The 24,346-nt window shown below is 71.7% G+C and carries 17 protein-coding genes and 1 riboswitch; of the genes, 3 read left to right on the plus strand and 14 right to left on the minus strand.

Annotated features, from left to right (window positions below; genetic code table 11):
• Positions 1-7: 7 nt before the first annotated feature.
• The 7 genes from ACIQZO_RS35955 to ACIQZO_RS35985 form a co-directional block, all read right to left on the minus strand.
• Positions 8-949 carry an exopolyphosphatase gene (locus ACIQZO_RS35955; protein WP_403634831.1) on the minus strand — a complete coding sequence of 314 codons (942 nt, stop codon included), beginning with the start codon at positions 947-949 and terminating at the stop codon, positions 8-10.
• The gene (locus tag ACIQZO_RS35960) at positions 946-1,497 is read right to left on the minus strand and encodes a DUF501 domain-containing protein (RefSeq protein WP_403634834.1); all 552 of its coding nucleotides are present in this window, start codon (positions 1,495-1,497) and stop codon (positions 946-948) included. Before ACIQZO_RS35960 ends, ACIQZO_RS35955 begins: the two co-directional genes overlap by 4 nt.
• 56 nt (positions 1,498-1,553) lie before the next feature.
• Positions 1,554-2,042, minus strand: coding sequence for a septum formation initiator family protein (locus ACIQZO_RS35965; protein ID WP_403634837.1), 489 nt, complete (start codon positions 2,040-2,042; stop codon positions 1,554-1,556).
• A 99-nt stretch (positions 2,043-2,141) separates the two neighbouring features.
• The gene (eno, locus tag ACIQZO_RS35970) at positions 2,142-3,428 is read right to left on the minus strand and encodes a phosphopyruvate hydratase (RefSeq protein WP_403634840.1); all 1,287 of its coding nucleotides are present in this window, start codon (positions 3,426-3,428) and stop codon (positions 2,142-2,144) included.
• 285 nt (positions 3,429-3,713) lie between these two features.
• Entirely contained in the window at positions 3,714-4,409 is a 696-nt protein-coding gene (locus tag ACIQZO_RS35975; RefSeq protein ID WP_403634842.1) for a transglycosylase family protein, read from the minus strand.
• A gap of 3 nt (positions 4,410-4,412) precedes the next feature.
• Positions 4,413-4,585, minus strand: a riboswitch (cyclic di-AMP (ydaO/yuaA leader).
• A 276-nt stretch (positions 4,586-4,861) separates the two neighbouring features.
• A complete protein-coding gene (locus tag ACIQZO_RS35980) occupies positions 4,862-5,896 on the minus strand; it encodes a transglycosylase family protein (RefSeq protein ID WP_403634844.1) in 1,035 nt (344 codons plus the stop codon).
• A gap of 103 nt (positions 5,897-5,999) precedes the next feature.
• Positions 6,000-7,274 carry a cytochrome P450 gene (locus ACIQZO_RS35985; RefSeq protein WP_403634847.1) on the minus strand — a complete coding sequence of 425 codons (1,275 nt, stop codon included), beginning with the start codon at positions 7,272-7,274 and terminating at the stop codon, positions 6,000-6,002.
• 130 nt (positions 7,275-7,404) lie between these two features.
• On the opposite strand from ACIQZO_RS35985, the gene ACIQZO_RS35990 reads away from it, so the two are divergent.
• Positions 7,405-8,601, plus strand: a complete 1,197-nt coding sequence (locus ACIQZO_RS35990; RefSeq protein ID WP_403634850.1) for a globin domain-containing protein — start codon at positions 7,405-7,407, stop codon at positions 8,599-8,601.
• A gap of 42 nt (positions 8,602-8,643) precedes the next feature.
• Here the strand turns inward: ACIQZO_RS35990 and ACIQZO_RS35995 are convergent, their stop codons facing one another.
• Together ACIQZO_RS35995 and ACIQZO_RS36000 are read right to left on the minus strand one after the other, a co-directional pair.
• Positions 8,644-9,657 (minus strand): MazG family protein, encoded by a 1,014-nt coding sequence (locus ACIQZO_RS35995; RefSeq protein WP_403634886.1) that lies wholly within the window; start codon positions 9,655-9,657, stop codon positions 8,644-8,646.
• A gap of 124 nt (positions 9,658-9,781) precedes the next feature.
• A complete protein-coding gene (locus ACIQZO_RS36000; protein ID WP_403634852.1) occupies positions 9,782-10,402 on the minus strand; it encodes a SurA N-terminal domain-containing protein in 621 nt (206 codons plus the stop codon).
• A gap of 275 nt (positions 10,403-10,677) precedes the next feature.
• Here ACIQZO_RS36000 and ACIQZO_RS36005 point away from each other — a divergent pair, with 275 nt between their 5' ends.
• Positions 10,678-13,062 carry a YfhO family protein gene (locus ACIQZO_RS36005; RefSeq protein ID WP_403634854.1) on the plus strand — a complete coding sequence of 795 codons (2,385 nt, stop codon included), beginning with the start codon at positions 10,678-10,680 and terminating at the stop codon, positions 13,060-13,062.
• On the opposite strand, the gene ACIQZO_RS36010 is transcribed toward ACIQZO_RS36005, so the two are convergent.
• The 3 genes from ACIQZO_RS36010 to mfd all read right to left on the minus strand — a co-directional run bounded on the left by ACIQZO_RS36010 (position 13,046) and on the right by mfd (position 18,940).
• On the minus strand, positions 13,046-14,554 hold the full coding sequence (locus tag ACIQZO_RS36010; protein ID WP_403634856.1) for a protein kinase: 1,509 nt from the start codon (positions 14,552-14,554) through the stop codon (positions 13,046-13,048). The genes ACIQZO_RS36005 and ACIQZO_RS36010 overlap by 17 nt on opposite strands.
• Positions 14,551-15,126 carry a hypothetical protein gene (locus ACIQZO_RS36015; RefSeq protein ID WP_403634858.1) on the minus strand — a complete coding sequence of 192 codons (576 nt, stop codon included), beginning with the start codon at positions 15,124-15,126 and terminating at the stop codon, positions 14,551-14,553. The genes ACIQZO_RS36010 and ACIQZO_RS36015 overlap by 4 nt, the downstream gene beginning before the upstream one ends.
• 271 nt (positions 15,127-15,397) lie before the next feature.
• A complete protein-coding gene (gene mfd / locus ACIQZO_RS36020) occupies positions 15,398-18,940 on the minus strand; it encodes a transcription-repair coupling factor (RefSeq protein ID WP_403634861.1) in 3,543 nt (1,180 codons plus the stop codon).
• Between the two features lie 214 nt (positions 18,941-19,154).
• On the opposite strand from mfd, the gene ACIQZO_RS36025 reads away from it, so the two are divergent.
• Positions 19,155-20,561 carry a DUF2079 domain-containing protein gene (locus ACIQZO_RS36025; protein ID WP_403634864.1) on the plus strand — a complete coding sequence of 469 codons (1,407 nt, stop codon included), beginning with the start codon at positions 19,155-19,157 and terminating at the stop codon, positions 20,559-20,561.
• A 99-nt stretch (positions 20,562-20,660) separates the two neighbouring features.
• On the opposite strand, the gene ACIQZO_RS36030 is transcribed toward ACIQZO_RS36025, so the two are convergent.
• Together ACIQZO_RS36030 and ACIQZO_RS36035 are read right to left on the minus strand one after the other, a co-directional pair.
• Positions 20,661-23,243, minus strand: coding sequence for an ABC transporter permease (locus ACIQZO_RS36030; protein WP_403634867.1), 2,583 nt, complete (start codon positions 23,241-23,243; stop codon positions 20,661-20,663).
• Positions 23,240-24,016, minus strand: a complete 777-nt coding sequence (locus ACIQZO_RS36035) for an ABC transporter ATP-binding protein (RefSeq protein ID WP_374774331.1) — start codon at positions 24,014-24,016, stop codon at positions 23,240-23,242. The genes ACIQZO_RS36030 and ACIQZO_RS36035 overlap by 4 nt, the downstream gene beginning before the upstream one ends.
• Between the last annotated feature and the right edge of the window lie 330 nt (positions 24,017-24,346).

The following is a 24,346-nucleotide window of genomic DNA, read 5'->3' on the forward strand; positions in this document are numbered from 1 at the left end:
AGGTCGTTCAAGCGATGGACCAAGCGATTCCATCGAGGATGTCGTGCTCCGACACGACAACCTCGGAAGCCCCGATCCGTTCCATGATCGCCAAAAGCACCAGCGCGCCCGCGCCGATCACGTCCACCCGGCCCGGATGCATCACGGGGATCGCCGCGCGCTCGGCGTGCGTCGCCGTCAGCATCCGCTCGCTGATCTCCCGCACCTGCTCGTAGGAGATCCGGGAGTGGTGGACGGCCGACGAGAGGTACTCCGGCAGCCCCAGCGCGATCCCTGCGACCGTGGTCACCGAGCCGGCCAGGCCCACCAGCGTGCGCGCCTCGGACAGCGGGACGCTCTCGGCGGCCAGGTCCAGCGCCGCCTCGATGTCGGCCCGGATCGCGGCGACCTGCTCCGCGGTCGGCGGGTCGCTGACGACCCCGTCCACCACCAGGTGGCGCTCGGTCATCCGCACGCAGCCGATGTCCACGGAACGGGCGGCCCGTACGTGCTCCTCGCCGACCACGAACTCGGTCGAGCCGCCGCCGATGTCCACCACCAGGAACGGCCGCTCGAGCTGGTCGTGGGCCGTGAGCTCTTTGGTGGCGCCGGTGAAGGAGAACTCCGCCTCCTGGTCACCGGAGATCACCTCGGGCTCGACGCCCAGGATGTCCAGGACGCCCCGGACGAAGTCCGCCCGGTTCTCGGCGTCCCGGGAGGCCGAGGTGGCCACGAAACGCACCCGCTCCGCGCCGAACTCCTTGATGAGCCCCGCGTACTCGCGGCAGGCGGCGAAGGTGCGCTCCAGCGCCTCCGGAGCCAGCCGCCCGGTCCGGTCCACGCCCTGGCCGAGCCGGACGATGGTCATCCGGCGGTCCAGCTCGACGAGCTCGCCGGTGGCCGGGTCGCAGTCCGCCACGAGCAGCCGGATGGAGTTCGTGCCGCAGTCGACGGCGGCGACCCGGGTCACGCCGGCGACCCCTCGTCGTCCGTCTTCTTCTCCGCACAGGGGACGACGCAGGCGCCCTTGGCCCACCACTGCGGCAGCATCGCCAGGGCCTCGTCGCCGAACGGGTTCACCCCGGGGCCGGCGGCCAGGGAGTGGCCGACCAGCACGTGCAGGCACTTCACCCGGTCCGGCATACCGCCGGCGCTGGGGAAGCCCTGGAGCACCTCGATGGCGTCGCGCCGCTCGATGTAGTCCTCGTGTGCGGCCTGGTAGGCGGCGGCCAGTTCCTTGTCCTCGGCGAGCCGGGCCTGCATCTCCTTCATCACGCCGTTGGCCTCGAGCGTGCCGATCGCGGAGGCCGCGCGCGGGCACGTCAGGTAGTACAGCGTCGGGAAGGGGGTGCCGTCGGGGAGCCGAGGGGCGGTCTCCACCACGTCCGGCTGCCCGCAGGGGCAGCGGTGCGCGATGGCGCGCAGCCCGCGCGGCGGGCGGCCGAGCTGCTGCTCGAACGCCTCGATGTCCGCGTCGGTCGGCTCGGTCCGGTCGGTCTGGGGCGGGGGCGTCTGCATGCCTGGAGGAAGTCTCTTCGTTCTCGTGGATGGGTGCTGCGGTTCGGCGGTACGGGTCACTCGCCGGGGCGGTCGGCCTTGTCGACGCCGTCCCAGACGTTGGAGTACCAGGGGCGGTCCGAGCCGGCGTGGCCGGTCCGGTGCGCTTCGGGGGGCTGGGCCCCGGGGTCGCTCATGATGTAGCTGATCTCCCCCGGGCGCAGGAAGTGCAGGTGCTTGCGCGCCTGCTGCTCCGCGTAGGAGTCGTCCTGCCAGCGGGCCTTCTCGTCGCGGAGCCGCTCCAGGCGGTCCCGCGCGGCCGCGGCGGCCCGCTGCTGCTCCGCGATCTCCGAGCGCTGGGACACGTACTGGCGCATCGGGTACGCGAGGGCGACGACCAGCGTACAGAGGACGAGCACCAGGAGCGCGGCGCGGCCGGTGAGCCGGCTGCGGCGGACCTGACGCCGCGACTGCGACCGGTAGACGTGGGCGGCGGTCCGCTCGCCGAGCTGCTTGAGCCTGGTCGCGGTGGAGAAGGTGGAGAACCGATCCCGGCTCCCGGCCATTGGTCCGCCTCCCCTAGGTACGCACTACGCAATACGTCCCCGCACACGGTACGGGACCGAGTGCGGGGACGTACGGAGGCCAGCCCCTCAGGGGGGTGATTAGCCCTTGAACCGCGGGAAGGCGCTGCGGCCCGCGTACACCGCGGCGTCGTCGAGGATCTCCTCGATGCGCAGCAACTGGTTGTACTTGGCGACGCGGTCCGAGCGGGCCGGGGCGCCGGTCTTGATCTGACCGCAGTTCACGGCGACGGCGAGGTCGGCGATGGTGACGTCCTCGGTCTCACCGGAGCGGTGGGACATCATGCACTTGAAGCCGTTGCGCTGGGCCATCTCGACGGCGTCCAGGGTCTCGGTCAGCGAACCGATCTGGTTCACCTTCACGAGCAGGGCGTTCGCGGAGCCCTCCTCGATGCCGCGGGCCAGACGCTCCGGGTTGGTGACGAACAGGTCGTCACCGACGATCTGGACCTTGGCGCCGAGGCGGTCGGTGAGGGTCTTCCAGCCGGCCCAGTCGTCCTCGTACAGCGGGTCCTCGATGGAGACCATCGGGTACGCGGAGACGAGCTCCTCGTAGTACTCGGTCATCTCGGCGGCCGAGCGGGACTGGCCCTCGAACTCGTACTTGCCGTCCTTGTAGAACTCGGACGCGGCGACGTCGAGCGCGAGCGCGATGTCCTTGCCCGGGGTGTAGCCGGCCTGCTTGATGGCCTCGACGATGAGGTCGAGCGCGGCGCGGTTGGACTCCAGGTTCGGGGCGAAGCCGCCCTCGTCACCCAGGCCGGTGGAGAGGCCCTTGGTGTGGAGGACCTTCTTGAGGGTGTGGTAGACCTCGGCACCCCAGCGCAGCGCCTCGGAGAAGGACTCCGCGCCGATGGGGGCGATCATGAACTCCTGGATGTCCACGTTGGAGTCGGCGTGCGACCCACCGTTGAGGATGTTCATCATCGGAACGGGCAGCAGGTGCGCGTTCGGACCGCCGAGGTAGCGGAAGAGCGGGAGGTCCGAGGCCTCGGACGCGGCGTGCGCGACGGCCAGGGACACGCCGAGGATGGCGTTGGCGCCGAGCGAGCCCTTGTTGTCGGTGGCGTCCAGGTCGAACATGGCCTGGTCGATCAGCCGCTGCTCGGTGGCGTCGTAGCCGACGAGCTCCGGGCCGATCTGCTCGATGACGGCGAGGACGGCCTTCTCGACACCCTTGCCGAAGTAACGGTCGGGGTCACCGTCACGGAGCTCGATGGCCTCGAATGCACCGGTGGAGGCGCCGGACGGGACGGCAGCACGGCCGGTGCTGCCATCGTCGAGGCCCACCTCGACCTCGACCGTGGGGTTGCCTCGGGAGTCCAGGATTTCCCGGGCTACGACGACGTCGATGGACGGCACGAGCATCTCCTTCTGGGATGTGACGCTGGGTGTGCGGTGGCGTGTCAGGCCGTGGGATGGCCTTGCCGCCTAGAGCCTAACCGGATCCGGGCACTCGACCGGCCGACCGCCCGGACCCTGGGACGAAAAAGGGACCGAATACCCCTCTTCCGGGACATAGGTCCCTTGATCACCGGCATTCAGGGGGCGGACACGGCACCGCCCGGCGCGTGGGGCACGCACCGGGCGGTGAAATCCTGCACGCCGTCAGCCGACGCCACGCACAGGGTTTTGCGGCATTTGCCGCACTGTTCAGCTGAGCTTCAGCTTCTGACCCGGGAAGATCAGGTCGGCGTCCGAGACGATGTCCTTGTTCAGCTCGAAGAGCTTCTCCCAGCCGCCCTTGACGCCGTTGGCCTCGGCGATGGTGCCCAGGGTGTCGCCCGGCTTGACCTCGTACGAGCCGTTGCCGGTCTTCGGGGCGGTCGGAGCCTCGGTGCGCTCGGAGCGGGTGACCGGAGCCTCGGCGCGCTTGGTCTTCGGCGCGACCTTGGTCTCGGTCTTCTTCGTCTCGGTCTTCGGCTTCGACTGCGGCTTGTTCTGAGCCGGGGTCTCGGAGCCGCCGCCGTTGTAGGAGGAGCCCGACAGGCCCTTGCCGCAGGACGGCCAGGCGCCCTTGCCCTGGCTCTTGAGGACCTTCTCCGCGACGGCTATCTGCTGCGCCTTGGTGGCCTGGTTGGCCTGCGGGGCGTACGACTTGCCGCCGTAGCCGGACCACGTGGAGGGCGAGAACTGCAGGCCGCCGTAGTAGCCGTTGCCCGTGTTGATGGCCCAGTTGCCACCGGACTCGCACTGCGCGACCTTGTCCCACTCGGAAGCGGTGGCGGCGCTGGCGGAGCCCACGGCCATCAGCGGGGCGGCCACGGCCACACCGGCGACACCGGCGAGCGTGACGATGCGGACAGCCTTGGAACCGCGACGGTGCTTGCCCTTGCCGGAAAGCAGCATGGAGTTTCTCCTCACCGACGCCTACGAGGTGAGCTGTCGGGTTCGGGCGAGTGAGTTGCCCGGTCGTGCGACCTAGCGCACGTCTTAACCCCAAGCCGGTGGCGTGACCGTCTCTCAACGGCCGCTCCCGGCACCTACCTTGGTTCCCCCGCTCCTGCCTTCGGCGCTTGACGCGACGACTGTTCCCCCCGTCCGCCGGCAGGATTCGGCGATGCGGTCGAAGGAGCCCGCGGTGGCGAGCGATTCAGAAGGTAGACAGGTCTCTCCCCGATGTTCAACGAGCAACATCGGGGAGAAACGGCCCCTACTTGCGCTCCCCGCAGGGGTGTTTGCGCAGGTGAGGACAGGGTTTGCGGAAGCCCCGGGGCGGGACACGCCAGTTGACCGGAAGAGACGCATGTCTCACTTGCCGAAAAGCGACATTCAACTCTTACCGGGTATCTCAACTGTCCTTATTCTGCTGTTAGATCCAGGTTTTGACCGGGCTTGATCAGATCGGCGTCCTCGCCGATGACCTGCTCGTTGGCCTCGTAGAGACCGTTCCAGCCGCCCTTCACGCCCTTGGCGACCGCGATGGTCGCCAGGCTGTCGCCCGCCCGAACGGTGTACGTGAGGTTCGACGGGACATCAGAGGGCCCCGACGGTTCGGCCGCCGGAGCACCGCGGTGCTTGCCGCCGCCCTCGGCGGGAGTGGCACCCAGGGTCCCCGTCGTCTCCGGAGTACCGGGGGTCCCGGGGGTCACGGGCGCCGTCGGGTCGACCGGGGGCAGTCCGGGCGTGGTCGGCGCGGTCGGGTCCACCGGCAGCGTGGGAGCCGTCGGGTCGACCGGGGCCGGCGTGGTGCTCGGGTCTCCCGGCAGGGTCGGCGCCGTCGGGTCGACCGGAGGCGTCGTCGGGACGTCCGGCGCGGGCATGACGGGCAGTCCGACGGACGGGGCGTCGGGGATCAGGAAGGGGGTGCCGAACGGGCTCGGGACCGGGGTCGGCGAACCGTAGTCGGTGGACGGCTTTTCGCCCGCGGTGGACGGAACGGCATCGTCCGGGCGGGACGGCGAGGCGAGGAGGGGGCCCTGGCCGCCGGGCAGACCGGGGTCCACCTGTGCGGCGGGGCTCTGGCGGTCCAGGCCGGCCGAGGCCGCGCACAGCGGCCACGCCTGCGGTCCGGTCGAGTTCAGCACCCGCTCGGCCACCGCGATCTGCTGGGACCGGCTCGCGAGGTCGGGGCGCTCGGCGAAGTCGAGACCGCCGGCGCTCTGCCACTCCTCCTGGGTGAACTGGAGTCCGCCGTAGGCTCCGCTGCCGAAGTTGGCACTCCAGGAGCCGCCGCTCTCGCACTCGGCGACCTTGTCCCACGTGGACGTGTCGGCGGCGGTGGCGCTGGTGGCCGCGAGCAGCGGCAGAGCCAGCGCGGAGCCAGTGACTCCGGCTGTGACGACCAGCGCGGGGACCTGGCGGGGGCGTCTGTGACGGCCGTTCCCGGAACGCATGTAGGTTCACCTTTCGCATAACAGCGGGGTAACGGCAGAACCTAGCGGCCTTCGAACGATTGTCACAAGTTCAAGCTGAATCTGACTTTTAATCAGATCTCGCTCAAATGTTTTGAGCCGTGAAGCGAACGGGAAGAGTACGAAGCCCTCGCATGATCAACCCCCCACGCCAGCGCAGGTCTTGAGTCGGAACGGCGAGTTCCAGATCGGGCAGGCGGGTCAGCAGGGTGGCGAGCGCGGTCTGCCCCTCGAGTCGGGCGAGCGGAGCGCCGAGGCAGTAGTGGATGCCGTGGCCGTACCCGAGGTGCTGGTTGTCCGTCCGGGAGAGGTCGAGGGTATCCGGGTCCGCGAACCGCCCGGGATCCCGGTCGGCCGCCGCGAGGACGACCAGGACCGGATCGCCGGCGGCGACGGACATACCGCCCAGGGTCAGCGGCTCGGTGGCGAACCTCCAGGTGGCCAGCTCCACGGGGCCGTCGTAGCGCAGCAGTTCCTCGACCCCGGTGGCCAGCAGGGAGCTCTCGCCGGCGGCGAGGGAGAGCTGGAGCCGCTCGCGCTGCCCGGGGTTCATGAAGAGGGAGTGGACCCCGTTGCCGATGAGGTTCACGGTGGTCTCGAAGCCCGCGAAGAGCAGGATGAAGGCCATGGCGGTGGCCTCGCCCTCCGTCAGATGGTCGCCGTGATCGCTCGCCCGGATCAGGTCGGAAATCAGGTCGTCGCCCAGATCATCCCTTTTGCGGTGAATGAGTTCACCGAGATAGGTCCGCATCTGCTTGACCGACCGGGCGACCCCGCCGCGCGGACCGCCGCCGTGGCGAATCATCATTCCGGCCCAGTCGCGGAAGTCGTCCTGGTCCTCGCGCGGCACCCCGAGCATCTCGCAGATGGCGTAGATGGGGAGCGGGAAGGCGAACTCGTGGATGAGGTCCGCCTCACCCCGGGCCGCGAAGGCGTCGATCAGATGGTCGGTGAGCGCCTGAACCCGCGGGGCGAACTCGGCGACCCTGCGCGGGGTGAACGCCTTCGACACCAGCCGCCGCAGCCGCGTGTGGTCCGGCGGGTCGATGTTGAGCAGGTGCGTCATCAGCTCGGCCTTGCGCTCCCCGGGGATCCCGGTCTTGCCCTTGGCGTGCGCGGGCTCCGCGTGGTGCGCCGGGTTCTTGCTGAGCCGCTGGTCGGCGAGGGCCTGGCGGGCGTCGGCGTACCGGGTGACGAGCCAGGCCTCGACCCCGCTGGGCAGCTTCGTGCGGTGCACCGGGGAGTGCTCGCGCAACCACGCGTAGGCCGGATAGGGGTCGGTCGCGAACTCCCAGTCGAAGAGGGTGGGGCCCTCGGTGGGAGGGGTGTCGGCCGGGTTCGCGGAGGTCTGCTCGTGCACCTGAAGACCGTATCCCGGCGCCGAGCCCCCATCCGAAATAGGCGGTTCGTCGCGGCTGTCCGCAGATCGGCCATCCCTTGACGTGGCCTTCTGTGACATTCCTACTTTCGGTTTTGTGGATGCGAGGATCTTGAAGAGCAGTTTCGCGGTGGTGGAGAGACGGGCCGAGCACGCCGTCAAGTTCTTCTACTCCCACCTCTTCTGGCACAACCCCGGAATCCGCGCCCTCTTCCCGGACTCCCTCCACGACATGGAGCGCCAGCGGGACCGGCTCTTCGCCGCGCTCACCCACGTCATCGCCCACCTCGACGACGGGACCCTGCGCCCCTACCTGTACGACCTGGGTCGCGACCACCGCAAATTCCTGGTCCGCCCCGAGCACTACGCGGCCGTCGGCGCCAGCCTGCTCGCCGCGCTCGCGGAGACCTCCGGGGACGCCTGGACCCCCTCGGTCGAGAAGGCCTGGGCCGAGGCCTACCAGGTGATCGCCGACGCCATGACGGCCGGCGCCGACGCGAGCGGGGACCCGCCGTGGTGGGACGCGGAGGTGGTGCGCCACCTCCAGTACGGGCCGGACATCGGCGTCCTGACGCTGCGACCGCACCTGCCCTTCCCCTATGTCCCGGGCCAGTACACGAGCGTGAGCAGCGAGCGGGTCCCGACGACGTGGCGCACGTACTCCATCGGCAACGCACCGCGCCCCGACGGCACCGTCGACCTGCACGTGAGCCGGATCGACCGGGGGCGCCTGAGCAACGTCCTGGTCCGCGAGACCCGGCCGGGCGACGTGCTGCGGCTCGGCGCCGCCGGCGGGCAGCTGACCCTCCGCCGCGAGGACCGCCCGGTCAGCCTCATCGCCGCGGGCACCGGCTGGGCACCGATCCGGGCCATGCTGGAGGACCTCGCGGAGCATCCGCCCGACCAGGACGTACGGCTCTTCGTCGTGGCCCGGGACGGCGCGCACCTCTACGACCGCCCGCTCGTCGACGCGTACGCCGCCAGATGCGGCTGGCTCGCCGTCACCTACATCACGCCCGCCCCCGGCCGGCACCGCAACCAGGCCACCGACCGGCTCGCGACCGCGCTCGGCCACCGGGGCCTGTGGCCGGACCAGGACGTCTACCTCAGCGGCCCGCCGCAGTTCATCGAAGAGACCGCCCACCTGCTCCAGGAGCTGGGCGCCCGGCCCGGACGCCTCTTCCACGACTCCGTGCCGGCCCGCGGCCCCGCCCCCGGGGAGCGCCCGCTGGGCTTCGGGGAGTGGTTCCTGAACCCCCCGGCGCCCCACTGGCACAACCCCTCGGCCCGCGCGCCGAGGACGTACTAGCCGAGCGGGTACGGGACGGCGTACCGGCGGTGCTCCGGGAAGCTACTCGCCCGGCTCCGCGAGGCCCTCGGCCGCCCGGATCGCGTCCCGGTAGGCGCGGGCCGCCGCGCGCAGCGCGGTCTCGGGGTCGATCCCCTCCGCCTCGGCGCGCGCCGCGAGTCGCAGCAGCTCGTACCCGATGCCCTCGCCCCGGGGCAGCTCCACGGCCACACCGCCGGTCCGGGCCCGGCCGGCGAGCTTGGCCGCGAGGGCCAGGCCGGGCTGGCCCACCGGGATCCCGTCGGTGACCGACTCGCGCCGCTTCTCGACCGCCTTGGTGCGCTGCCAGTGCGCGCTGACGTCCTGCGGGGTCTCGGCCGTGGCGTCGCCGAAGACGTGCGGGTGCCGGTGGATCAGCTTCGTCACGAGGGCCCCGGCCACGTCGTCGATGGAGAAGGCCTCCGCCGCGTCCTCGCCGTCCCCGCCGTCCCCGCCGTCCCCGCCGTCCCCGCCGTCCCCGCCGTCCCCGCTGTACTCCTCGGCGATCCGCGCGTGGAAGACCACCTGGAGCAGGACGTCCCCGAGCTCCTCGCGCAGCTCGTTCCGGTCCCCGTCCTCGATGGCCTCGACCAGCTCGTAGGCCTCCTCGATCGCGTACTTGGCCAGTCCCCGGTGGGTCTGCCGGGAGGTCCACGGGCACTCGCGCCGGACCCGGTCCATCACCTGGACGAGGTCGAGCAGGCGCGCGCCCGGCAGGTCGTAGGAGCCGGGCAGGAGCTCCAGGTCGGGCATGGAGACCCGGCCCGAGCCGGCCAGCCCGGCCAGCCCGTCGGTGAGCCGCTGGTCGCCCTCACCGCCCGGCAGCACCACGACCGTACGACCGCCCGCGCAGGCCTCGACCAGCGCGTGCGCGTCCGGGCTCTCGAACGCCACCGCGACGCCCGCCTCCCGCAGGTACGGCAGCTGCGGGTGGCCGGGGTCGGCGCACAGCACCCGGTCCGCGGCGTGCAGGGTCTGCCACGCCGGCCAGGACAGCACGCCGGGGGCGACCCGGTGGCTGGTGGTCAGCAGGACGATACGGCCGGTGGGCCCGTCGGCGCTGTCGGTGGCTGCGTCGGCGGCGGTGGGTTCGCAGTGGTCGGTCACCCTCCGAACCTACCTCCGATCCACCGGTCCACCGCCCGGTGCCCGGGGCCGGGGCTCAGGCTCCGGCCGGGGCCTGCTCGGTGCGGGTCTTCTGAGTGATCCAGGGCGGCTGCGCCCCGCCGAGCCTGTTCTCGGCGGCGTCCCAGGCGCCGTAGCGCGGGTTCACCTCGATGTGCAGGTCCTTCACGGCGGCCTGGATGGGCCCCTCCACCTTCCCGCCGTACTTGGCGACGAGTTTGTTGAAGAGGACCTGGCTGCGCAGGGAGCGGTCGATCTGGCCGGGGGACATGGCGCCCTTCTGCAGGAACAGCGCCTCCAGCTGGTCGTTGCCGCCCTGCTCCTCGGCCATCGCCCTGCGCTCGTCCTCGATGTCCTTGTCGGTCGCCGTGATGCCCGCGGTGTCGGCCATCTTGTCGATGATCCGGCTCTGGATGATCGCGTCGAGCTTCTGGCGGTCCAGGTGGGGGGTGCTCGCGACGAGTGCCGCGGCCGCCTGCCCGGAACGGTTCTGCGCCGCGCGGACGTCGTTGACCTGGGCCTGGACCGCGGAGGTGGTGATGCGTTCGCCGCCCACGACGGCCGCGGTGCCGGGGCGTGGCTGGCCCGAGCAGGCGGACAGCAGGGGCGCCGCCACGAGCAGGGCGGCGGAGACGGAGAGCGCTGTGCGACGGTGCAAAGGAGCCTCCAGGGCCGGGAGATTGTGCGTCGGTGCACAAGGGGCCGTGCGGTGATCGATGTTATGAGGTCACGGTGATCCGGACCACCGGTTCGACCAACGATTCACGCGCGGACCGAACACGCACCGTTCATAAGCGAGTCGGCGGGCATCGGCGCACGCGCCGCGCCACCCGTCACCCATCCTGGGGACCTCGCCGCCCGGGCGACCGGATAGGCCGCTCGCAACCCTGAGGCCACCCTTCGGCCACCCGGCGCTGCCAAGGTCGGCCCACCATGTCGACCACGCCCCCCTCGCCGCCCCCCTCGCCGCCCCGCTCACCGCGGCGCCGCAGTCTGCTCGGCTCGGCGCTCGCCGCCCTCCTCACGGCGGTGGCCGTGTGTGCCGGGGACGCCGCCGCCCGCGTCTTCCCGTACGGATCGCGCCACCGCAGCATCAACGACCTCGGCAACCAGTTCGTCCCCTTCCACGCGCAGCTGTGGGACCTCCTGCACGGCCGCGCGGAGGGCGGACTCCTGTTCAACTGGCGCTCCGGATACGGCATGAGCTTCCTGCCGGACCTGGGCACCTACCTGGCCAGCCCCTTCGCGGTCCTGGTCGGGCTGTTCCCGCGCGCGGACATAGACCTCGCCGTGTACGTCGTCACCGTGCTCAAGATGTCGGCCGCGGCGGCGGCGATGTGCTGGCTGCTGCGCACGCAGCGCCGTGGCCCCTGGTGGGCGGCGGGCCTGCTGGGGGCCTCGTACGCGCTGTGCGGCTGGTCGGTGATCGAGGCCTCCTACAACCCGATGTGGCTGGACGGGCTGATCGCCTTCCCGCTGCTGTGCCTGACCGGTGAATGGGCCCTGCGCGGGCGGCGGCTCCTGCTCGCGCCGCTGGTCGTCGCGGTCTGCTGGACGGCGAACTTCTACACCGCCTACATGGCGACGCTGGGTGCGGCGCTGGTTCTGCTGGTACGGGTGGTGCTCACCCGGGAGGGCGTCCGGACCCGGCTGCCGGTGATCGCGCGGGCGGCCGGGACGACCGTGCTCGGGATCGCGCTCGCGGCGCCCGTGCTCCTGCCCCTCTTCCTCAGCTCCGGACGGGCCTACCCCGGGTGGGTCAAGGAGTTCCTGCCGGTGTCCTGGGCGGACCTGTTCGCCCGGCTGCTGCCGGGGACGTACTCCTTCTCCTCCCCCGCCGTCTTCGTGGGCACCGGGACCCTGCTGCTGGTGGCCGCGTTCCCCTTCCACCGGGCGGTCCCTGCGCGCACCCGGCTGTGGTGGTCCGGGCTGACCGTAGCCGTGGCGCTCTCCCTCCAATGGGCACCCACGCACCTGGCCTGGCACCTGTTCGCCACCCCGAACGGAAGCCCGTACCGGCAGACCTTCGTACTGGCCGGCATCGCGGTCATCGCCGCCTGGACCGGGCTGGCGGCGGGCCTGCCGAAACCGCCCGCGCTGGCGGCGGGTGCGGGCCTGCTGGCCGCCGCCGTGCTGTGGGCGCACGACAGCACCCTGGTGACGGCGGCGGGCTACGCGCTGTTCGGCGGCGGCCTGCTGCTGGCGGGCGCGGCCTGGTGGGCGCTGCGCCACCGCCGGCTCGCGTGGCCGGCCGCCGGGCTGCTGGCCGTGGTCCTGCTGGCGCAGGCCGCCGCGACCACCGCCTACGGTCACCGGGGCAAGCTCGGCGGCCTGGACGACTACCCGTCCTGGGGGCGGACGCACACCGCGCGCGCCGAGGCCCTGGCCGGCGCCGAGGGCTGGCCCGCGTACCGCACCGATCCGAGCCGGCCCGCGCTGTCGGGCAACGATCCGCTGCTGCTCGGGGGTGAGGGCGGCTCGTACTACAGCAGCCACACCCCGGACGTGTTCACCCGCACGATGGTCGCGCTCGGCGCCGGCTGGACCTCGCGCGGACGCAACGTCCAGAGCATCGACAACCCGGTGACGGACGCCGTCTTCGCGGTCGGCGCCCGCCTCCAGCCCGACGGCACGGTGCGGCGCGCCCAGGTACCGCCGCTGGTGACGACCCGGCCGCCCGGCGTCCCCCTCTCCTACGCCGACGACTCCCCCTTCGCCAACCAGGAGCTGCTGCTGGGCGCCCGGGTCTACGAGGACCCGCTCACGCCCGGCGTCTGCCGCGCGGGAACGGAGGCCTACCTGTGGGCCCCGGAGTACAACGCGACGGCCCGCCTCGCGGACGGGCCCGCCTTCCGCCTGAACGGCAACGCCCCCCGCAACCGGGCGGCGCTCCAGCCGATGGGGCACTCGCGCGGGGACTCCTCGGCCCTGGTCTTCGACGCGGCCCCGCCCCCGCGGTGGACCCTGTCCTGCCTGGACCGGGCGCGGCTCGACGCGGCGGTGGCCGACCTGCGGGCCGCGGCGGCGACCTCGGTCCGGGTCGGCCCCTCCGAGGTGCACGCCACGCTCCCGCCGGGCTCGACCGGTACGGCGGTCCTCTCGGTGCCGGCGATCGCCGGCTGGACCTGCAACGACCGCCCGGCCTCCAGCCATCTGGGCCTGGTGGCGGTCCCGCTCCCGGCCGGCACCACCCGCGTGAACTGCGCGTTCCGCCCGCCGGGCCTGGTGGCGGGAGCAGCCGTGGCGGGGTCGGCGGCGCTGGTCCTGGCCCTGCTGTGGGTGGCGGGGCGCCGACGGCGGCTCAGCGGACCTGGCTGAGCCAGTGCAGGGTGCGGCGGACCTCGGCGGGGAAGGGGTGGGCCGGGCCGTGCAGCCGTTCCGCGTCGAACAGCAGGCGCGCCAGGGTGTCGTGGGCGGCCTGGCGGTCGCCGAGGGAGAGCAGCAGGTGGGCTATCCGGCGGCGGACCTCCAGCGGCAGGCCCGGGTCCGGGTTGGCGTAGTGGTTCTCGAAGAACGGGAGCAGCGAGCGGTACTCCGCCAGGGCGGCGGCCGGCTCGCCCAGTTGCTCCAGGCACTGGGCCGCGTCGTAGCGGAAGCGCAGGGACTGGGGGTCGCCGGCCGGGAACTCGTCGGCGAGGCGGCGCAGTTCCGGCAGGGCGCGGCGGTACTGGCCGTCGTCCATCAGCGTGGCGGCGTACTGCTTGCGCAGGGAGCGGACCACCGGGGAGCGCTCCCCGTGCTCGGCGGCCGCCGCCGGGAGGATCCCGCCGAGGATGTCCACGGCCTGGGTGAGCCGCCCCTGGTCCAGGAGCTTGCGGGCCTCGTCCACGGCGCCGGGGACGTCGGCCTTCGGCGGCGCGGGCGGGGTGCTGGGCCTGGGCGGGACGACCGAGGCCCGGTCCGGCCAGGGTGCCTGCGGGCGCAGGAAGGGCCGGGTCGGGTCGAGCGGGCCGGACGGAGTGCGGCTGTCGCGGGCGGGCAGCAGCGGGGCGAGGGCCTCGTAGACCTCCTGGGCGGAGGCGGGCCGGTCCTGCGGGTCCTTGGCGAGGAGGTTCAGCAGGAGGTTCTCGAGCTCCTGCGGAATCTCCGGGCGCAGTTGACGGACCGGGGCCGGGGGCTCGTACAGGTGTCGGTGCAGGACTCCGAGGGCGGTGGATCCGACGAAGGGGACGTTGCCGCTGAGGAGTTCGTAGAGCAGCACGCCGAGGGCGTAGAGGTCGGTGTACGGGCCCACGGCGCCGCTTATGGCCTGTTCGGGCGCCATGTAGGCGGGGCTGCCGATGGGCGAGCCGGTGCTGGTGAGGCGGGTGGTGTCGGTGTCCATCACCGAGGCCACGCCGAGGTCCAGGACGAGCACGGTGCCGTCGGGGCGGACCATCACGTTGCGGGGCTTCAGGTCCCGGTGCACGATCGGCACCGCGTGCACGGCCGACAGGACAGAGCACAGCTGCGCGACGACGGCGACCGCCCACTGCCACGGGTACGGGGTGTGCTCGGCGAGGTGGTCGGCGAGGTCGGCGCCCTCCACGTAGCCCATGACGAGGAAGAGTTCGTCGCCGTCGTTGCCCGCGTCGTGCACGGTGACCAGGCCGGGGTGGTCGACCTGCGCGGTGACCCGGCACTCGCGCACGAAGCGGCGCCGCAGCTCCTCGGCGACCGTGCCGGGGCCCGCGACCTTGTCGGGGCGCAGCAGCTTGACGGCGACACGCCGGTCGAGCCGCTGGTCGTACGCCGTCCAGACCTGGCCCATGCCGCCCTGGCCGAGGATGCTCGCGAGCCGGTAGCGGTCGCCGATGAGGCGTTCGGTCACTGGTGCGGATCCTGGAACGGGGTCTGATGGGGATCGTGACGCGGGCCCCCGGTCGGCGGGGTCTGCTTGCGCAGCAGCTCACTGAGCTCGTCGAGCTCGGCGCGGACCTGTCCGATGCGCGGGGGCGGGGTGGCCTGCGGCGGCACCTGCGGGGGCGCCGGGGTGGACATCGGGGTGGAGGGCACGGTGGTCGCCGTGGCGGGCGGGTATCCGTAGCCGGGCCCGGACTGCTGCGGGTGCGTGTACGGAGCGGGCTGCGGGTACCACTGGGCGGTCGGCGCCGTCCGGAGCGCCTCGTGGTGCTTGATGTCGGCGACGAGGAAGTACACACAGATCGCGAAGCCGGTGAAGATCGTGCCACCGGCGCCCAGGTTGCTCTGCCAGCCGTTGACGTCGGGTGTGGGGTCGATCTGGATGAACGTCATCCACACGACGGCGAGGATGCCGCTGACCACCATCAGCATCCAGTCACGGGACTTGCGGGTGACCAGCGCGAGCCGCAGCATCGACCCCCAGGCGAGGAAGCCGCAGCTGAGGATGGGCAGCAGCATGAACACCACGCGCAATGCCATCACACCCCCGGAATTGGACTGGGGGCCGTGCTGCGGCTGAAGGCCGGGGCCGTGCATCGCTGCTCCTGACGGGCCGTGCGGAAGAGGTTTCGGCTCTGAGGGTATACAGCGTTCCCGGCCAGGAGTGAGGGGATGCGCGCAACCGTTGCACGCTCGCTGCACGGCGCCCGTGCCGGGCGGGGTTGCCGCCGCGACCCGCACGACCTCGGCCGACGCGTCCCCCCGGACGGGCCCGGGACCTCCGGGTCCCGGGCCCGTCCGGGCGTCGTCGCTACGAGCCGAGGATCGTCGTGAGGAACTCGCCGGTCCAGGCCAGCAGTTCCCGGCCGACCACCGGCTTGCCGCCGATCTTGCCCGCCTTCGGGCGCGGGACCAGGACCTGTGAGGTGGCCGGCTTGAGCACGGTCCGCGGGTAGAGCCGCTTGAGGCGCAGTTCCTGCGACTCGCGCAGCTCCACCGGCCCGAAGCGGACGTTGTTGCCCTGGAGGGTGATGTCCCCGACCCCGCAGGCCCGGGCCAGCATCCGCAGCCCGGCGACCAGCAGCAGGTTCTCCACCGGCTCCGGCAGTTTGCCGTAGCGGTCGGTGAGTTCCTCCCGTACGGCCTTGATGTCGGCCTCGGAGTTGGCGGAGGCGATGGAACGGTATGCCTGCAGGCGCAGCCGCTCGCCCGGCGCGTAGTCGTGCGGGACGTGCGCGTCGACCGGCAGCTCGATCTTGACCTCCAGCGGCGGCTCCTCCTCCGGCTGGCCCTCGACCGCGGCCCGGTAGTCGGCCACCGCCTCGCCGACCATGCGGATGTAGAGGTCGAAGCCGACGCCGGCGATGTGGCCGGACTGCTCGCCGCCGAGCAGGTTGCCCGCACCGCGGATCTCCAGGTCCTTCATCGCCACGTACATGCCCGCGCCCATCTCGGTGTGCTGGGCGATCGTCGCGAGGCGCTCGTGCGCCGTCTCCGTGAGCGGCTTCTCCGGCGGGTACAGGAAGTACGCGTACCCGCGCTCGCGGCCACGCCCGACGCGGCCGCGCAGCTGGTGCAGCTGGCTCAGGCCGAAGTTGTCGCCGCGCTCGACGATGAGGGTGTTGGCGTTGGAGATGTCGATGCCGGACTCGACGATCGTGGTCGAGACGAGCACGTCGAACTTCTTCTCCCAGAAGTCGACGACGACCTGCTCCAGGGCCTGCTCCGACATCTGGCCGTGGGCGGTCGCGATCCGCGCCTCGGGCACGATCTCGCGCAGCTTGGCGGCCGCCCGGTCGATGGACTCGACCCGGTTGTGGATGTAGAAGCACTGGCCCTCGCGCAGCAGTTCGCGGCGGATGGCCGCGCCGATCTGCTTCTCCTCGTACGGGCCGACGAAGGTGAGCACCGGGTGCCGCTCCTCCGGCGGGGTGGTGATCGTCGACATCTCGCGGATGCCGGTCACCGCCATCTCCAGGGTGCGCGGGATCGGGGTCGCGGACATGGTCAGTACGTCGACGTTGGCCCGCAGCTTCTTCAGCTGCTCCTTGTGCTCCACGCCGAAGCGCTGCTCCTCGTCGACGATGACCAGGCCCAGGTCCTTGAACTTCGTCTCCTGCGAGAAGAGGCGGTGGGTGCCGATGACGAGGTCGACCGACCCCTCCTTCAGCCCCTCCAGGGTGGCCTTCGACTCCGTCTCGCTCTGGAAGCGGGACAGCGCCTTCACCTTGACCGGGAACTGGGCGTACCGCTCGGAGAAGGTGCCGAAGTGCTGCTGCACGAGGAGGGTCGTCGGTACGAGGACGGCGACCTGCTTGCCGTCCTGGACCGCCTTGAAGGCGGCCCGCACCGCGATCTCGGTCTTGCCGTAGCCGACGTCGCCGCAGATCAGCCGGTCCATGGGGACCGACTTCTCCATGTCCTCCTTGACCTCGGCGATGGTGGTGAGCTGGTCGGGCGTCTCCGCGTACGGGAAGGCGTCCTCCAGCTCGCGCTGCCAGGGGGTGTCCGGCCCGAAGGTGTGGCCGGGGGCCGCCATGCGCGCGCTGTAGAGCTTGATGAGGTCGGCGGCGATCTCCTTGACCGCCTTCTTGGCGCGCGCCTTGGTCTTGGTCCAGTCGGCGCCGCCGAGCCGGTGCAGGGTCGGGGCCTCACCGCCCACGTACTTGGTGACCTGCTCCAGCTGGTCGGTGGGGATGTAGAGCCGGTCGCCGGGCTGCCCGCGCTTGGCCGGCGCGTACTCCACGAGCAGGTACTCGCGGGTGGCGCCCTGGACCGTCCGCTGGACCATCTCGACGTAGCGGCCCACGCCGTGCTGCTCGTGGACGATGTAGTCGCCGGCTTCCAGGGTCAGCGGGTCGATCGTCTTGCGGCGCCGGGTCGGCATCCGGCCGAGGTCCTTGGTGGCGGTGCGCTGGCCGGTCAGGTCGGTCTCGGTGAGGACGGCCAGGCGCAGCACCGGGTCGACGAAGCCGTTGTCGATCGAGCCGCAGGCGACGTGGACCAGGCTCGGCTCCAGGGTGCGCAGCTCCGGCTCCAGCCGGGCGGCGATGCCCTCGCCGCCGAGCACCTCGACGGTACGGGCGGCCGGGCCGTGGCCCTCGGTGACGTAGACGGTGTTCCAGCCGTCGGAGATCCAGCCCTTGGTGTCGGCGAGCGCCCGGGCGGTGTCGCCGCGGTAGGCCTCCGGGGCCCGCATCCCGAGCTTCAGGGTGTCGCTGCCGCCCGTGCTCTCGTCGGCGGCGAAGGGGGACACCGACCACCACATCATGCCGAGCTCGCGGGCCCGGTCGCGGACGTCGGCGATCCCGCGGAGCGAGGCCGCGCCGACATCGATGGGGGCCTCGCCGCCGCCCGCGGTGGCCGCCCAGGACGCCATCAGGAACTCCTGGCTGGTCGCCACGAGGTCGGCGGCCCGGGTCCGGACCCGCTCGGGGTCGCAGACCACGGCCATCGACCCGGCGGGCAGCACGTCGATGAGCAGTTCCATCTCGTCGACGAGGACCGGGGCGAGGGACTCCATGCCCTCCACCGCGATCCCCTCGGCGATCTTGTGCAGCAGCTCGCCGAGCTCGGGATGGGCCTCGGCGAGGGCCGCGGCCCGCTCCCGTACCGCGTCGGTCAGCAGCAGCTCGCGGCAGGGCGGGGCCCACAGTCCGTGTTCGGCGATCTCCAGGGAGCGCTGGTCGGCGACCTTGAAGTAACGGATCTCCTCGACCTCGTCGCCCCAGAACTCGATGCGCAGCGGGTGTTCCTCGGTGGGCGGGAACACGTCGAGGATGCCGCCGCGCACGGCGAACTCCCCGCGCTTCTCGACGAGCTCGACCCGCGTGTACGCGGCGGCCGCCAGCGCCTCGGTGATCTCCCCGAGGTCGGCGCCGCCGCCCTGGCGCAGGCTGACCGGGACCAGCTCCCCGAGCCCCTTGACCTGCGGCTGGAGCACGGACCGGATGGGTGCGACGAGCACGCTCACCGGCCCCGCGGCCGGGTCGTCCTTGCTCGGGTGCACCAGGCGGCGCAGTACGGCGAGCCGGCGGCCCATGGTGTCGCTGCGCGGGCTGAGCCGCTCGTGCGGGAGCGTCTCCCAGGACGGATAGTCCACCACGGTGTCCTGGCGGCCCGGCGGCATCAGCGAGCGCAGCGCGGTGGCCAGGTCCTCGGCCTCGCGCCCGGTGGCGGTGACCGCCAGCACGGTCCGCCCGGTCTCGCGGGCCAGCGCGGCGATCGCGAGGGGCCGCGCGGCGCCGGGGCCGACCAGGTCCACGTGCATGCGCTTGCCGTCCCCGGCCGCGGAGACCGCCTCGGCGAGGGCGGCGTCACGGGTGACGGCGTCGAGCAGTCCGTGCAGGCTCATGAAGAGGCTTTCCGTCCGGTGGAGGTCTGCGGGTGTGAAGGTGCGGGGGTGCGGAGCGGGCAACGCGAAGGGCCCGACACGTCGCACGGGCCGGGGGTTCCCACCCTACGACGACGCCCCTCGCACCGCTTTACGATGTTCGTGTTGTGACTGTCCGAGCTCGCCGCGTCGTCTTCCGCCGGGGAGACGACTTTTCCCGGAGGAGCACGAGTCCGTGACGAGCGATGCGATAGCCCGCCCGGCGCCGGTGGTACCGGCACCCGACCGGCCGGTCCGGTACCCGTGGGCACCGCCCTGGCTGGTGGCCGCCGGACTGTTCGTCGTCTACCTCGCCCTGTCCGTCGGGCGGTTCCGGCGGATGGACTGGTCCTCCTGGGACCTGGGGATCTTCGAGCAGGCGATCCGCGCCTACGCGCACTTGCAGGTGCCCGTCGTCGATCTGAAGGGGCCGGGGGCCAACATCCTCGGGGACCACTTCAGCCCGATCATCGCGCTGGTCGCCCCCGTCTACCGGGTCTTCCCCGGGCCCGTCACCCTGCTGGTCGTGCAGTCCGCGCTGTTCGCGCTGTCCGCCGTGCCCGTCACCCGGGCGGCCGTCCGCTTCCTCGGCCGGCCGCGCGGGTTCGCCGTCGGCATCGCGTACGGGCTGTCCTGGGGCATCCAGCGGGCCGTGGAGTTCGACTTCCACGAGATCGCCTTCGCGGTGCCCCTGCTGGCCTTCGCCCTGGAGGCGGTGCTCGCCCGGCGCTGGCGGGCCGCCCTGCTGTGGGGGGCGCCGCTGATCCTGGTCAAGGAGGACCTCGGCTTCACCCTCGCGGCGCTCGCCGTGGTCGTGACCTGGCGGGCCAGGACCACCGACCGGCGGACCGCCGTGACCGCGCTCGGCATCGCCGCCGCGGCCTGCGTCTTCGCCGTCCTGGTGTTCACCGTCCTCATACCGGCCTTCGCCACGGCGGGCTACGGCTACTGGGACAAGATCGACGGCGCGGGGCCGCTGGGCGGCATCGGCACCAAGCTGACCACCCTGGCGTGGGTACTGATCCCCACCTCCGGGCTGCTCGCCCTGCGCTCTCCGCTGCTCCTGGTCGCCGCGCCCACCCTCGGCTGGCGGTTCCTGTCCGGGGACGACCACTACTGGTCCACCGACTGGCACTACAGCGCCGTACTGATGCCGGTCGTGGCTCTCGCGCTGGTCGACGCCATCGACATCGTCCGGCGCGGCGAGCGGCCCCGGCTGCGCTCGTACGCCCTCCAGCTGCCGACCGCGGTGCTCGCGGCCGCCCTCGCCCTGAGCGCGACCGCCATGCCGACGGCCAAGCTCGCGGAGGCCCGTACGTACCAGAAGCCCGAGCGGGTCACGGCCATCGAGCGGCTCCTGGACCGGATTCCCGACGGGGCGACCGTGGAGGCCGACACCACCCCGCTGACCCGGCTGACCTCCCGCTGCCGCGTGCTGTGGATCGGCGGCAGCAAGGGCGTGGTCCCCGACTGGATCACCATCGACAACTCCTCCAAGTGGGCCGGCGAGGACCCGACCGACTACGCCCGCCAGCTCCACCCCGGCGAGCAGTTCACCCTGGTGGGTGAGGCGGGCGGCATCGTCCTGATGCAGCGGGGGTGACGCGGCGGGAGTGACGGGGAGAGCGGGCCGCCCCGGAAACGACGCCGGTCCGGGACCCTGAGGTCCCGGACCGGCATTCCCCCGAACGATCGTGAGCGGCTACTCGCTCGCGATCGCGTTCAGTACGTTCATCCGCCCTGCCCGGAAGGCCGGGACCAGTGCGGCGAACAGGCCCACGAAGGCCGAGGCGGCGAACACCCCGAGGATCGTCGGCCACGGGATCTCCAGCACCTTCAGGCCCTGGAGCGCCAGGAGCTGCTGGGCGCCGATCCCCCAGCCCATGCCCAGCCCGAGGCCGAGCAGGGCGCCGAAGAGGGCGATGACCACCGACTCCAGGCGGATCATGCGGCGCAGCTGGCGGCGGGAGAGGCCGATGGCGCGCATCAGGCCGATCTCGCGGGTCCGCTCGACCACCGAGAGGGCCAGGGTGTTCACGACGCCGAGGACCGCGACGATGATCGCGAGGCCGAGGAGCCCGTAGACCATGTTCAGCAGCTGGCCGACCTGGTCCTTCAGGGCCTGCTTGTAGTCGGTCTGGTTGCGCACCTTGTACTGCGGGTACTCGGCCATCGCCGTCTTGACCGACTGGTACGCCGCGGCGTCGGCCTTACCGTCCCGCGCGCTGGCCAGCAGCATGAAGGGGAGCGGCAGCTTGTCCGCCGGGACGTTCGCCCGGGCCGTCTCGGTGCTGATGTACTTCATGCCCTTGTCGAGGTTGCCCTCGTCGCTGGTGATCGCGGCGACCTTCAGCTTGACCGTGCTGCCACCGGTGAAGGCGACCGTCAGCTCGTCGCCGAGCTTGACCCCGTGCTTCGTGGCGTATTCGGAACCGACCGCCATCGCGTTCGCCGCGTACGCCGCCGCGTGCTCGCCGGCGACCATCTTGCGCCGGATGTCCTTGGCGTACGTCGGGTCGGTGGCGCCGAGTCCCACCTCCTCGGAGGTGCCGTCGGGGGCGGTGAGCCTGGCCGCCACCTCGCGGTAGGCGGTGACGTGGTCGAGGCCTTCGGTGGCGCGCAGGGCCTGCTCGGCCTGCGGCAGTACGGGCTGACCGGTCTCGGAGTTGATGATGTAGTCCGCGCCGACCGACTTGTCGAGCTCCTCGGTCGCGGAGGCCACCATCGAGGAGCCGACCACCGACAGGCAGGCGACCAGCGCGAGGCCGATCATCAGCGCGGCGGCGGTGGCGCCGGTGCGGCGCGGGTTGCGCAGGGCGTTGCGCTCGGCGAGCCGGCCCACGGACCCGAAGGGCCTCAGCACCGCTCCGGAGAGCACCCGCACCACGCCCGCGGCGAGCAGCGGGCCGATCACGATGAAGCCGATGAGGCTGAAGACGACGCCCAGGGCCAGCCAGAGCGATCCGGGTCCGGCCTTCTCGGCGGCCGTGGCGAGGTAGAGGCCGGCGCCGCCGATGCCGGTGAGGACCAGGCCGAGCACGGCGCGGATGACGCCGGCCTTCTTGTCGCCCGGGGTGCCGGACTCGCGGAGCGCGGCCATCGGGGAGACCTTGCCGGCCCGCCGGGCCGGGACGAAGGCGGAGACGACGGTGACGATGACGCCGAGGACGATGCCGACGACCGGGGTGGTCCAGGCGACGGTCAGATCATCGGTCGACAGGTGCATGCCCATGGACCCCATGAGCTGCATCAGGCCGATCGCGAGCCCCACACCCGCCCCGACGCCCAGGATCGAGCCGACGACACCGAGCAGGAAGGCCTCGACGACCACGGACTTCAGGACCTGCCCGCTGTCGGCGCCGATGGCGCGCATCAGGCCGATCTCGCGGGTGCGCTGGGCGACCAGCATGGAGAAGGTGTTGAAGATCAGGAAGATGCCGACGAGGAAGGCGATCCCGGCGAAGCCGAGCATCACGTACTTCATGACGTCGAGGAAGGAGCCGACGTCCTTGCGGTTGGCGTCCGCGGCTTCCTTGGCGGTCTGCAGCTTGTAGGTGTCCGCGCCGACGGCCGTGGCGACGTGCTGCTTGAGCTGCTCGTCGCTCACCCCGTCCTTGGCGGTGACGTTGACGTGCGTGAAGGCGCCCGGGGAGCCGAGCAGCGCCTGCTGCGAGGTGGCGGTGTCGAAGTAGACGATCGCCGCACCCGGGTTGGTGACGGTGAAGGTGGCGATACCGCTGATCCTGGCGCGGATGTCGCCGGTGATGGCGATGGTGCGCAATTCGTCACCGAGCTTGAGGTGGTGCTTCTCGGCGGTGTCGGCGTCGACCATCACCTCGGTCGGGCCGCGCGGTGCGTTGCCCGAGGTGATCTTCATGGACTTGAGCTCGTTGTCGCTCCAGTTGCCCGCGATGGTCGGGGCGCCGGTGGTCGAGCCCATGTTCTCGTTCTTGGAGTTGACCACCGTGACGGACATCGACACGACGCCGCCCTCGGCGCTCTTGACGCCCTCGGCCTTGCGGACCTGCTCGACGGCCGAGCCGGACAGCGTCTCGGGGCGGCCGCGGGCAGAGGTCTCCTCCCCTTCCTCGGCCTCCTTCGGGGTGACCGTCACATTGGCGTTGGTGACGGCGAACAGCTTGTCGAAGGTGGTGTTCATGGTGTCGGTGAACACCAGGGTGCCGCAGACGAAGGCGACGGAGAGCAGGACCGCGACGGCGGAGAGCGCCATCCGCCCCTTGTGGGCGACGAAGTTGCGCCGCGAGGTCTTCAGGACGGTACTCATGAGGTCCGCCCGCGCGCGTCGAAGTCCTTCATGCGGTCCAGGACCTGCTCGGCGGTGGGCCCGTACATCTCGTCGACGATCCGGCCGTCGGCGAGGAAGATGACGCGGTCCGCGTACGAGGCGGCCACCGGGTCGTGCGTGACCATGACAATCGTCTGGCCGAGCTCGTCCACCGAGCGGCGCAGGAAGCCGAGGACCTCGGCGCCCGCCCGGGAGTCCAGGTTTCCGGTCGGCTCGTCGCCGAAGATGATCTGCGGGCGGGCGGCGAGGGCGCGGGCGACCGCCACGCGCTGCTGCTGGCCGCCGGACAGCTCGGTCGGACGGTGCTTGAGGCGGCCGGCGAGTCCCACGGTTTCCACGACCCGGTTCAGCCACTCCGCGTCGGGCTTGCGGCCCGCGATGTCCATGGGGAGCGTGATGTTCTCCAGGGCGTTGAGCGTGGGCAGCAGGTTGAAGGCCTGGAAGATGAAGCCGATCCGGTCGCGGCGCAGCTGCGTGAGCTTCTTGTCCTTCAGCCCGGTGATCTCGGTGTCGTCCAGGTGGATCTGGCCGCTGGTCACCGTGTCGAGACCGGCGAGGCAGTGCATCAGCGTGGACTTGCCGGAGCCGGAGGGACCCATGATCGCGGTGAACTGCCCGCTCATGATGTCCACGTCCACGTCGTCGAGGGCGACGACACGCGTCTCCCCGGAGCCATAGGCCTTGACGACCTTGCGTGCCCGGGCCGCGACGGCTGCATGCCCTCCAGTACCCCCGTGCCTGGTTTCGGTCATAGCCGTTGTCACGGTCTTTCTCCTTCTTCGAATGCGTGCGTCAGATGGGTGCGCGTCGCCGTCATGAAGTCTCCGCCGGGCGGTGTCGCGGCGCGCTGGTGCCCATCGCCGTATCCGCCCGGGGGTTAACCCCACCCCCCGGCCTCTGTTCCGTAGGTTCCAGTTAAGGAGGCATCGGGGCGCCCCACCTCCTCCGCCGGGAGGAACGGCCCCTGGCCCGTTGTGCGGAGGGACCCCTAGATGAATGAGTCCAAGGGATGACCTGCGGACATAGGACGAGGGCGTCCAGAGTCTGTGTGTGAAGACCGACTTGGACACCCTCGCGACAGC

The sequence above is a fragment of the Streptomyces sp. NPDC097617 genome, assembly GCF_044761485.1.
Lineage (GTDB): Bacteria > Actinomycetota > Actinomycetes > Streptomycetales > Streptomycetaceae > Streptomyces.